We start from the raw sequence: 11,643 nt of genomic DNA on the forward strand, positions 1-11,643 counted from the left end.
CGGCTCGCAGATGGGCGTCCAATTCAGTCTGTGCCTTCTGTTTCTCCGCCTGCAAGTAGGGGCTCTCGACTTGGATTTCCGGCGGGAAGGGGTAATCGTTGGTAAAGCCGGCCAGCTCGTTGTTTTTCGTGTAGCCGTAGTCGGAATAGACGCCCCACTGCTTCACGTCGGCGAAGAACGACTTCAACTCGTAGAAGTCGCGGGTCTTGATCGGGTCGAACTTGTGATCGTGGCATTCCGCGCAGCCGAAGGTGCTGCCAAACCAGGCGGCGGCCACGGAGCGCACGCGTTCGGCGCCGTACTTGGCGAGATATTCATTGGGCTGCGCGCCGCCTTCGCGCGTCATCATGTTCAGGCGATTGTAACCGGTGGCCACGATTTGCTCCGGCGTGGGATTGGGCAGGAGGTCGCCCGCCAGTTGCTCGATGGTGAATTGGTCGAAGTGTTTGTTCGAGTTGAAGGCGTTGATGACGTAGTCGCGGTAGGGGAAGATGCGCTGATTTTGGTCGCCGTGGAAACCGACGGTGTCGGTGAAGCGGGCGACGTCCAGCCACCACACGGCCATGCGTTCGCCGAAGCGCGGGGAGGCGAGCAGGCGGTCGACCTGCTTCTCGTAGGCATTTGGCGTTTCGTCGGCGACGAAGGCGGCCACTTCTTCGGCCGTCGGCGGCAGGCCGGTGAGGTCGAGGGAGAGACGCCGCAGCAATCGGGCCTTCGGCGCTTCCGGCGAAGGCTCGATCTTCTTCTCGGCCAGCTTCTCGCGGATGAAGCCGTCGATCGGATTGGCGATGGGCGATTGCCCATTGCCGATTGCGGGAACCGGCGGCTTGTTCAGCGGAGCGTAAGCCCAGTGCGGCTCGTAGACGGCGCCTTCGGCGACCCAGCGCTTGATGATCTCCTTCTGCGCCGGAGGGATCTCCTTGTGCGCCTTGATCGGCGGCATAATGTCGTCCTTGTCGGTGGTGAAGAGGCGCGTGATGATCTCGCTCTCCTCCGGCTTGCCCGGGACGATGGGATAGACGTCGTTCTCGGTCTTCTTGAGTGCTTCCTCGCGGATGTCGAGGCGCAGGCCGGCTTTGCGGGCCTTGGCATCGAAGCCGTGGCAGTGAAAGCACGTGTCCGAGAAAATCGGCCGGATATCGCGGTTGAAATGCACCTTGTCCGGCTGGGTCTCGGCGCCGGTGGCCCCGGCAATGAACGCGAGCAGCCCGAAACTGGCGCTGACACAGAGGGGGAGCAGGTGCTGTCGGATCATAGCTGGGTGGAAAATACTCACACTGTATGAGCCCTCCAGCCGTGCAAGCGTTAGGACTTCACGTGATTGCGTAAGAGCGAGGCCAAGTCGTGTCCACCAATGCCCCGCCGCGCTGGGGTGGAGGGTCGCCACCCACACGCATATTCGCGAGCCACGCCGATCCGGTCTTGGGTGCGATTCGCTGCGATTTACTCTGGCGTCCGGCTCTTGGGAAGTCGCCTCTCCCGATGTGGGCGCGCTGATCATACCTTGAGGACGCGAGAAATTTCCGCGCCTTGATTTACCTTCAGTTGGCTTGATCCGCCTTGATCGCCCGGGACCGCCGGTTGTGTGTAAAAAAAACTCGCACCTTAAAACGGCTTCCTGTTCGTCGCCGGACTCCCTGATTACATTGGCCTCGCGGCACGGGTCTACGGGGAACGCCGACAAATTTTCGCACCTTGATTGCCTTGATTTGGCTTGATCCGAGCAAGGGCTGCCACCCCTTTTGGGTGAGTCGTTTGCCGCATCATTTCCGGTGGTGCCGCTTCGCTCAACCACCGGCTACGTGCGCTGGGATGCCTCCGGCATCGGACAGGGGATTGACACCACCTCTTGTCATTAACCTGAGGGAACCACGCCATCCCGGTCTCCGAAAAGGGATCAATTAGGAACCAGACGAACCACCTCCGCCCGCCTCCGGGATTTGCCCCCATGTCACCATGGGCGTTTATGCCGTCCGCCTTCGCCCTGGCATCTTCTGCGGTTTGCCAAGCCTCGGCTCCTGCTTTCCTGCTTTCCTGATTCCTAAATAGTCGGCTGGAAGTGGGCGGCCTGGCGGGTGGCGGGCGTGGTGGAAAGTCCTCGGAGTTCATGACGGGAAGTATGCCATGACACCGCAGAAAAGGTGCATGGCTCCATTGGTTCCGTGGGCTCCATTGCGGAAAATTTCGCGGTGCGCCCCGCAAAATAGGGTTTGAGACCGGTCACGTCCGTAATGGCGGGCTCCACAGGGTTTGACGCTCCCTCCTGCCGCCCGCATAGTGAAGCTTCATGCGCCCTGGTATTCGCGAACGCATTCATACTTTTTTGGCCGATCATGGTCTGCGCAAGACGATGCAGCGGGAGGCTATTATCCAGGCGGCTTTCAGCACGACCGAGCATTACACGGCGGAGGAGCTGTTGCGCATGTCGCGGAAGATCGACCGCTCGGTGTCGCGGGCCACAGTGTATCGCACCCTGCCGCTGCTCGTGGAATGCGGGGTCCTGAAGGAGATGGATTTCGGCAAGGACTACAAATTCTACGACCCGAACTACCTCGAGCATCCGCACCACAACCACCTGATCTGCGTGGATTGCAGCCGCATCGTGGAGTTTGAGGACCAGCACATCGAGCTGCTCGAGGAGTGTATCAGCAAGCGGCTGGGCTTTTCGCCGGCGTCGAAGAGCCTGCGCATCGAGGCGAATTGTGACGAGCTGCGGAAGCAGGGCGTCTGCAAAAATCGCAAGGCGGCGTTGGATTGAATTTTATTAACCGCCGAGGCGCAGAGGCGCGGAGGAGGGGACAAGGGGATGGACGCTGTTTTCTGATTGTCACCTTGTCTCTTAGTCCGATTGTCTGCTGCTGAGTCTCATCACCCTGATTCCGCTTACCAACCGCACTACCGACATTCATCCCCATGTGGAAAGGCCGCTTTCAGCAAGAAACCTCCGCGCTGCTCCAGCAGTACAGCGAATCGATCAGCTTTGACTGGCGCCTGTGGCGTCATGACATCGCGGGGTCGATCGCGCATTCTGCGGCGCTGCAAAAGGCCGGGCTGATCACGGCGGAGGAGCGCGAGAAGATCGTCGCGGGGTTGAACGGCATCGGCGCGGAAATCGAGGCCGGCAAATTCCAATGGAAGACGGAACTCGAGGACGTGCACATGAATATCGAGGCCGAGCTGACCAAGCGGATCGGCGACGCCGGCGCCAAGCTGCACACGGCGCGCAGCCGCAACGACCAGATCGCGCTTGATATCCGGCTTTTCCTGCGGGACGCGTGTGACGACCTGGACGGACTGCTCGCGGAGATGCAACGGTCGCTGGTCGATCTCGGGTCGCGCTTTCGCGACGTGATCATTCCCGGCTACACGCACCTCCAGCGGGCGCAGCCGGTCTACTTTGCCCACCATCTGCTGGCGTATGTGGAGATGTTTCAGCGCGACCGCGATCGGCTGGTGGACACGCGCAAGCGCATCAACGTGCTGCCGCTGGGCTCCGGCGCTATCGCGGGGTCGACCATCGTGCTCGACCGCGAGCTGGTGGCCCGCGAACTGGATTTTCCCGCGGTGACGCAAAACAGCATGGACGCGGTGAGCGACCGCGACTTTGCGGTGGAATTGTTGGCCGCGCTGGCGCTGGTCGCTGTCCATCTTTCGCGGATCAGTGAGGACGTGATCCTGTGGGCCTCGAGCGAATTCCAATTCATCAAGCTGAGCGATGCCTTCACCACCGGCAGTTCGCTCATGCCGCAGAAAAAGAACCCCGATGTCGCCGAGCTCACGCGCGGCAAATCGGGGCGCGTGATCGGTAATCTCGTCTCGCTCCTCACCACGTTGAAGGGCCTGCCGATGACCTACAATCGCGACATGCAAGAGGACAAGGAGCCGGTCTTCGACAGCGTCGACACCATCCGCACCGCGCTCGCGGTCTTCGCCGCGATGCTCCGCGAGGCGCAGGCGAATCCCGCTGCCTGCGCCGCCGCCGTGGCCGATCCCATGTTGCTCGCGACCGACCTGGCGGACTATCTGGTCAATCACGGTGTTCCGTTCCGTAAAGCGCATGAAGTCATCGGCCGCGCCGTGGCGCTCTGCGGGGAAAAGCACTGCGAACTCACGCAGCTCACGCTGGCCGATTACCAGGCGCTCTCGCCTGTTTTTGCGGCCGATGTCTTCGAAATGCTGAACGTCCAGAAATCGATGGAGTCCCGCCGCGCGATCGGCGCGCCCAGCCCGCAAAACGTCGCCGCGCAGCTTGCGCGGTGGCAGGTGGCGCTGGCGGATCCGAGCCAGCGGCTGGCCTAACAGCTTGTTAAAAGGAGGCGACCACTTGCCGCGACGGCTGCGATTCGTCCGGTATGACAGCCCCTGCTAAAATCACCCGCAAAAAACTGATCGAATTCCTGAACGAAGACCTGGCTCGTGAATACCAGGCCATCATCGCCTACACGGTGTACAGCCAGACCATCAAAGGCGCGGCTTATACCGATATCGCCCGCGAACTGGCCGTCCACGCCGGCGAGGAACTGGCGCACGCGCTGCTCATCGCCAAGCAGATCGATTACCTCAACGGCAGCCCGGTCGTCGTTCCCAAGCCGGTCAAGGTCTCGGAAAAGGCTGAGGACATGCTGCGCTTCGACCTCGAAAACGAAAAGGTGACGATCCGCAACTACCGCCAACGCATCCGACAGGCGGAGGAACTAGGCGAGTATGCGATCAGCGAGGTCTTGCGCAAAATCATCGCGCAAGAGCAGGAACACTTCACGGATCTGGCCGACGCTCTGGGCATCGACAATCCGAAGATCGAAGACTGATCGGCGACAAGCCCGGCTTTATTTGCCGAGATTGTAAGAACCCTTCGCGCCCGTCTTGCCGAGGAAATCGCCGCCGAGGCCGTCGGCGTGATCGAGCCGCAGCCGCAGCACCTCGTAGTCCGCGCCCCAGCCGGCGGCCACGGCCATACGGTCGCCCACGCGGAAGGCGAGGGCGGTGGTGCCGGTGGCCCAGCGAAAGCGATAGCACGGGGCGTCGGCGATCAACGATTCCGAGAGCGGGTCGATACTCATCGCCCCGGTATAAGCGACGCCGCCATTCGGGAGTTTGCCGGCGGTGATCTTGTAGACTCCGCCAATTTGCGCGGCGCCGGTGAGGACTTCATATCCGAGCACGGATTTGTCCGCGGCGGCATTGACCGGGATCCAGGTGCCCGACAGCGCGCCGCCTTTGATGCCGTAGACGCCGAACGAGACCGCGCCGGCGGGCGCGATGCCCGCCCACAATTCCTGGTCGCCGCCTGCGGTGGTGACCTTCACGCCGATGCCCTGCCAGGCGGGATTGTCGCCGGTCTTGAGCGTGAGCGCATAGAAATCGCCCTGTTTGGTGATTTGCACCGAACCCGTGCGTCTCGCGCCGGCAGTACTGCTGTGCGCGAGGATCGGGTGCTCCCCGGGGAATTGGTCGGCTCCACGACGCGCATCCTCCTCGGCACCGTTCTTCGCCATCTCTTTTTCCTTCGCGACTTTCTCCTCCGGGGAAATTTGAAAGAACTCGGGCTTGAGCAGGTAGAGCACGGCCGTGAGTTGCATGCGCGTGAGCGGCGGACCGTCCATATAGAAGTAGGTCTTGAAGCCGGGCTCGGGCCGGAAGTCCTTGTCATCGACCAGGCCGAGGCGGAGACCGCCGGGCGTCCGGCGCAGTTCCGTGCCGTCCCAGCAGGCGAGCCGCACGCCATGCAGATCGGGGCGGATGTCTCCGTCCTGGTCGACGTAAAGCAGGCGTTTGCCGCTGGGATCGGGGCGCAGGAAATCGCCATCGATGAAAAGGACGCGTTTGCCATTGGGGTCGGGCCGGACGTCGCTGTCATGGACGAAGAGAATCCGTTTGCCGTTGAAACTGGAGCGGATATCGGTCTGGGCGCGAAGTGGGGCGGCAGACCACAGGCAGCAGCCGAGCGCGAGCAGAAGCGGGGATTTCATAGCCGGGATTCCACGGAAGGCTACCGTCTGCGCCACATGGCGGAAGTCAAAATATCGGAGCGGGGGACAAGCAATGGTTTGATATGCGCAAAAGAAGTGCGGCACCCGGAGCCCTCATGAGCGATACTCTGTATGTGAACGAAGAGTTCCGTCCGTCAGGATCCATCTGGAAAGTGTCGCCGATACAAGGTTCGGACACGTGGTGGCGTGCGCTTATTCCGCGGGGAGACTTCTCCTGTCTCCGGCAGCGGCCATCGGAACCAGTTCCCCTTTAACAACTTTATGAAAGACCAAACCATGACCATCCCCGCCAAAACCACCTTCCGCCACATGGTGCCTTCCGATGCCATTGCCGCGCGGGTTCAAGAAGAGACAGACAAGCTGTGCAAGTATTTCGACGGGATCACGAGTTGCGCCGTGGTGATCGAAGCGCCGCAAAAACATCATCGCCACGGTGAGCCGTTCCATATCCACATCGAATTGAGCGTGCCGGGCAAGGAACTCGTCGTGGCGCATAATCCGACGCGCCGCGCCATGTTGGAGCAGGAAGTCGAGGTGCGCCCGCACAAGGCCCAGGAGATCGAAGCGCCGCACAAGGATGTCTACGTGGCGATCCACGATGGATTCAAGGCCATGCGCCGGCAATTGCAGGACTACGTGCAATGCCTGCGGCACGAGGTGAAACGACACGAGCACTGAGCGAACGTGCGGGTTGTTCTTGCCGCTCCGGCAACCCTTCGATAACGGGAACTGGATATGCCAGGCCATCTCCATCGAGCACGAAGCGTGGTGCTGGAATGGGTGCGTGCCGGGCATCGCGATCCGACGTTTCTCGCCGCCGAAGCGGAAGCGGGTTTGGAGCGAAAGCATGAGGAGATAGCGCAACGCTTTCTCGCGTGGGCGAAGCCCGCGGGCTTCGCCTACCAGACCGTGAGAATCGGTGCGGATGGCCCCGGAGGCTATGAGGTGCAATGGACGCATCGCGGGGCCAGCTTTGTGGGATTCAAGCAGCCGGCCCCCGAGTCGACGGCCGAAGACGCCCTGTTGGCCGGCTGCGCTGCGCTGCTCGAAAATGAGTGGTGCCGGAAGCAATTGCCGAAATGACCATTTGGTCTTCGACCTCGTAAAAGATCCGCATGGCGCGGATAAGCTCTCTTCCAATGTATAAACCGCGTACCGTCGATCAACCGGCGGAACTCCTGCCTTATCTCTTCGCCGCCTGGCCCACCGCCAAAAAAAAGCAGGTCCGCACGTGGTTGAAACACCAGGCCGTGATGGTCAACGGCCGCGCCATCACGCAATTCAACCACCCCTTGAAACCGGGCGATGTGGTCGCGATTCGCTCCGATCGATTCGCCACGCCCGGCACCATCGTCGGCGATGACATGAAGGTCCAGTTTGAGGATGCCTCACTTATCGTCATCGAGAAGCCGGAGGATCTTCTCACCATCGCCAGCGAGGCCGAGCAGGAAAAGACCGCCTATTTCCAGCTCACCGATTACCTCCGGGGCGGCGACGAGCGCGCCCGGGAACGCATCTGGATCGTGCACCGGCTGGACCGCGAGACCAGCGGCGTCATGGTTTTCGCCAAGACTCCCGAGGCGAAGACCATCCTGCAAACGGGCTGGGACAAGGCGGAGAAATGCTATCAGGCGGTGGTGGAAGGCAATCTTCCCGACGACAAGGGCATCTTCCGATCCTTTCTCGACGAGACCAATCCTTTCAAAGTTTTCAGCGTCCCGCGCAACCCGAACACCCGGCACGCCGTCACTCATTACCGTGTCCTGAAGCGGAACCGCGGGCGGACGCTCGTGCAATTGACTCTCGAGACCGGACGCCGTCACCAGATCCGCGTTCACCTTGCCGACGCCGGTTGTCCGGTCGTGGGCGACGCCAAATATGGCGCGAAAACCGACCCCGCCAAACGCCTCGGTCTTCACGCCTGGACGCTGCGTTTTTTGCACCCAGTCACGAAGGAGGAAATGCGCTTCGAATCGCCACTGCCCGCAGAACTGGCCCGGCTCGTCTGAGGACATTGAAGTAGTTTCCGCTCCCTTCTCGGTGTCATCCTGAGCGAAGTCGAAGGACCCCGTCGCTCTACCAAAGACGATCGCTGGTTGTTCGGCGGGGTTCTTCGACTGCTTTACATTCCGCTCAGAATGACACGCGGGGAAAGCGTTCACTTTCAGACAGTCACTAAGAAATGGAACTCTCCGCCATTTCGTTAGGGTGCGATTACCGTCGCAAATTCGTTCACTCATCCCGCCCATGATTAATCCCCAGCGCTTTTCAATCCTCCTCGCCTTCTCTTTGGTGCAGGCGACTTCCACCTTGCTCTTTGCCAAGGGCGAGGCGGCCAAACCTGAGGCGCTCGATACGCTTCCGAATTTCAAAGTAGAGCTGGTCCGCACCGCGGATGCGGCGACCGAGGGCTCCTGGATTTCGATCGCGAAGGATCCAAAAGGACGTCTGCTGCTCGGCGCGGAGAAGAAGGAGCCGATCTCCCGGCTGACGATCAAGGACGGGCAGGTGGTGCAGGCCGAGATTCTCAAGATCCCCCTCGGCGAAGTGATGGGAATGCTCTTTGCCTTCGACAGCCTCTACATCAATGGCCGCGGCAATGCCCCGGATGGCCATGAAGTCTTTGGCCTTTGGCGCTGCCGTTCCACTCATGGGGATGACGCCTACGATCAGGTCGAGTTGCTGCGGGAATGGAAGGGCGGCGGCGGCGACCACGGGGCGCATGCCATTCTACTGAACCCCGACAAGAAGCATCTCAACATCGTCTGCGGTAATTTCGTGGATGTGCCTGAGGACGTGCTGCCGACATCGCCGCATCGCAATTACGCGGATGATCTGGTGCTGCCCCGCGCGGAAGATGGCAACGGTTTCGGCGCGGGCCGCAAGCCTCCGGGTGGCTTTGTCGTGCGCCTGGATCCGGACGGCAGCCATTGCGAACTGGTGGCGAGCGGCGAGCGCAATACCTACTGCGTGGCCTACAATCACGACGGAGAGCTTTTCGGATTCGATAGCGACATGGAATGGGACTGGGGCACGCCGTGGTATCGGCCCGTGCGCGTCTTCCATGCGATCAGCGGCGCGGATCACGGCTTCCGCGAAGGGGCCAGCAAATGGCCCGAGTATTACCAGGACAGTCTGCCCGCGACGGTCACCATCGGGATCGGTTGCCCCACGGGAGTTGTCTTCGGCGACGGTGCGAAATTCCCCGCCAAATACCAGCGCGCCTTCTACATCGAGGACTGGACCTATGGCCGGCTGATTGCCGTGCATCTCACTCCCGACGGCGCCAGTTACGGCGGCACGTGGGAAAATTTTGTCGCGCCGAAATCGCTCCACGATGCCGGCGGCAAGACGCCGCTCAACATGACCGGTGTCCTCGTCGGCGAGGACGGCGCGATGTATTTCACCACCGGCGGGCGGCATACCCAGGGCGCTCTCTTCCGCGTGACCTATACCGGCACGGAGCCGACGACGCCCGCCGACCTGCACGACACGAAAGGCAGCGACGCCCGCGCAGTGCGCCACGATCTCGAGGCCTTCCATGGCCATGAAGATGCGAAGGCCGTGGATCTCGCCTGGCCGCAGCTTGCCAGCACCGACCGCTTTTTGCGCTACACCGCCCGCATTGCCATCGAAAGCCAGCCCATTACGCAGTGGAAGGCGCGTGCCTTGGCTGAGACGAATCCCGCCGCCGCACTGACCGCGCTGCTCTCCGTGGCGCGCCTGGGTGGCACCGAATCCCAGGCCGACCTTTTCAAGGCGCTGGCGAAGTTTCCGCTCTCGCAGATCAAGAGCGAAGCGCAGCAGTTGGAGAAGCTGCGGGTGATTGAGGTCTCCCTCAGCCGCCAGGGCCGGCCCGCCACGGACCTGACGGCACCGCTGATCGCGGAACTCAGCCCGCTCTATCCCGCGAACACCGTCGCGCTCAACCGCGAACTCTGCCAGATCCTCCTCGCACTGGATGCGCCCGACACCATTGCCCGCACGCTCAAGCTGCTCGCCGCCGCGCCCACTCAGGAAGAGCAGCTCAATTACATCGTCGCCCTCCGCACCATCGCGACCGGCTGGACTCCCGAGCTGCGCCGCCAGTACTTCACCTGGTGGACCGTCAAGCGCAACGCGACCCAGCATCCCGACTACACGCAGCGCTGGTTTGCCGAGGCCGGCCGTGAATACAGCGACGGCGCGAGCTTTAATAACTTCCTCGTCAAAGTGCGGCGTACCGCCGTGGGTACCGTCCCGCCAGCGGAACTCGCGGGTGTGCAGTCCACTCTGGATCTGTGGGCGGAGCCGCTGCCGAAATTGCGGACGTCGAAAAAGCAACGCGCCTTCGTGCAGGATTGGAAGATGGCCGACCTCGAAGCCGATCTCGATCAAGTCGGTCACGGCCGCAATTTTGCCCAAGGCCAGGATGCCGTCTTCGCCGTGCAATGCCTGATGTGCCATCGCGTGGGCGATGAAGGCGGTTCCGTCGGCCCCGAGCTCACCGCCATCTCCAGCCGCTTCTCACGGCGCGATCTCCTCGAGTCGATCCTCGAACCGTCGAAGGTCATCTCCGAGCAGTATGCCAACACCGACATCGTCCTGAAAAATGGCACTCCCGTTTCCGGCCGCATCGTTTCGGAGACCGCCGACAAAATCATCATCCGCCCCACGATGCTCGCCCCCGACATGCAGGAGATCAACAAAGCCGACATCCAGTCGCGCGAAGTCTCGAAGGTCTCACCCATGCCGCCCAGCCTGCTGAGCATGCTGACCAAACAGGAAATCCTCGATCTCCTCGCCTACTTCGAAGCCGCCGGCCACCCCGACGGCGCGCCCTTTAAGAAGTAGCGGTGCGGCGCGAGACTGCAGAAACGCATGTGCGTCCGGTACGAATCGGGCTGCGCCGCCTTGGTCCGGAGCTCGAGCGGCATCCCCCTTATTTCGTGAACACTGCCTAAAGGCACCTGAATTTGCCTTTATCGGAATGGCTCGTGTCGATCGGCTGGATGAATTCGGCGGCGCCACTCCGTGCACCCCCCACCGGCACTGAAGGGCAGCCTCGCAAAAAATTTCCGGCACGATCAGGCACGACTGGGCACGATTACACTGGATCGGCGGGGTGTTGGGCGGTGCTTTCCGGCGGTTTCGGACGGGCCTTGCCGCGCGCTTTCTGCTGCGGCTGCGGACGGCCTTCCCCTTCGACCTTGTCCTGCGCCTCGTCGACGGGATCGAACTCCTCCCGCGGGTCAACGAAGCCGGGATTGGCGTCGAAGAACCCCTCGATCCACGCCTGGCGTTCCGGGGTGAGCATCCCGTTTTTTCGGCCGACGACATATTCCGCGCGCAAGGAATCGGCCCGCAGGCTGAACGTCTCCTCTTCCTGCTCGGATTGGCGCTCGAGCTCGATTTGCGTCAGGCGGTTGAGCTCGTATTCCGAGGGAGTGGCTCGGCGTTCCCGCTCCGTGAGCAGGCGCAGGTGCTGGCGCTGATGATCGCCTCGGCGCAAGCGGGCCATTTCGCGGGCCAGCTCCAGCACCGCCTGACGTTGCTGTGGGCCGCTCTCGGCGGTGGCCGCTGCGCGAAAAAGGCGCAAGAGAACCACGGCCACCATGTTGGTCACGCGGTCGAGCAGGGCCTCGTCGCCGACTTCGTTGCCCAGTTCCTCGAC

The 11,643-nt window shown here is 61.9% G+C and carries 10 protein-coding genes; 7 read left to right on the plus strand and 3 right to left on the minus strand.

The annotated features are described in order from the left end of the window. Positions 1-1,255 (minus strand): DUF1549 domain-containing protein (locus ABJF10_RS23935; RefSeq protein ID WP_348547141.1); only part of this gene is annotated, 1,255 nt, incomplete at its 3' end. Positions 1,256-2,287: 1,032 nt separating this feature from the next. Here ABJF10_RS23935 and ABJF10_RS23940 point away from each other — a divergent pair. The 3 genes from ABJF10_RS23940 to ABJF10_RS23950 all read left to right on the plus strand — a co-directional run bounded on the left by ABJF10_RS23940 (position 2,288) and on the right by ABJF10_RS23950 (position 4,808). Further along, positions 2,288-2,758, plus strand: coding sequence for a transcriptional repressor (locus ABJF10_RS23940; RefSeq protein ID WP_348547142.1), 471 nt, complete (start codon positions 2,288-2,290; stop codon positions 2,756-2,758). Between the two features lie 155 nt (positions 2,759-2,913). Further along, on the plus strand, positions 2,914-4,299 hold the full coding sequence (gene argH, locus ABJF10_RS23945) for an argininosuccinate lyase (RefSeq protein ID WP_348547143.1): 1,386 nt from the start codon (positions 2,914-2,916) through the stop codon (positions 4,297-4,299). 53 nt (positions 4,300-4,352) lie between these two features. Beyond that, the gene (locus ABJF10_RS23950) at positions 4,353-4,808 is read left to right on the plus strand and encodes a ferritin-like domain-containing protein (protein ID WP_348547144.1); all 456 of its coding nucleotides are present in this window, start codon (positions 4,353-4,355) and stop codon (positions 4,806-4,808) included. A gap of 18 nt (positions 4,809-4,826) precedes the next feature. Here ABJF10_RS23950 and ABJF10_RS23955 read toward each other — a convergent pair whose 3' ends face one another. Further along, on the minus strand, positions 4,827-5,969 hold the full coding sequence (locus tag ABJF10_RS23955) for a hypothetical protein (RefSeq protein WP_348547145.1): 1,143 nt from the start codon (positions 5,967-5,969) through the stop codon (positions 4,827-4,829). 282 nt (positions 5,970-6,251) lie between these two features. Between ABJF10_RS23955 and ABJF10_RS23960 the strand changes: the two genes are divergently transcribed. From ABJF10_RS23960 to ABJF10_RS23975, 4 genes are all read left to right on the plus strand, one after another. Further along, positions 6,252-6,668, plus strand: a complete 417-nt coding sequence (locus ABJF10_RS23960; RefSeq protein WP_348547146.1) for an HPF/RaiA family ribosome-associated protein — start codon at positions 6,252-6,254, stop codon at positions 6,666-6,668. 57 nt (positions 6,669-6,725) lie between these two features. Further along, positions 6,726-7,073: a hypothetical protein gene (locus tag ABJF10_RS23965; protein ID WP_348547147.1), complete on the plus strand. Its 348-nt coding sequence runs from the start codon at positions 6,726-6,728 to the stop codon at positions 7,071-7,073. A 56-nt stretch (positions 7,074-7,129) separates the two neighbouring features. Further along, the gene (locus ABJF10_RS23970) at positions 7,130-7,999 is read left to right on the plus strand and encodes an RluA family pseudouridine synthase (RefSeq protein WP_348547148.1); all 870 of its coding nucleotides are present in this window, start codon (positions 7,130-7,132) and stop codon (positions 7,997-7,999) included. Positions 8,000-8,237: 238 nt separating this feature from the next. After that, positions 8,238-10,823, plus strand: coding sequence for a heme-binding protein (locus tag ABJF10_RS23975; protein WP_348547149.1), 2,586 nt, complete (start codon positions 8,238-8,240; stop codon positions 10,821-10,823). A 253-nt stretch (positions 10,824-11,076) separates the two neighbouring features. On the opposite strand, the gene ABJF10_RS23980 is transcribed toward ABJF10_RS23975, so the two are convergent. Further along, the coding region (locus ABJF10_RS23980; protein ID WP_348547150.1) for a hypothetical protein at positions 11,077-11,643 on the minus strand (567 nt) is incomplete at its 5' end.

The sequence above is a fragment of the Chthoniobacter sp. genome (genome assembly GCF_040003245.1).
Taxonomy (GTDB): Bacteria; Verrucomicrobiota; Verrucomicrobiia; order Chthoniobacterales; family Chthoniobacteraceae; genus Chthoniobacter.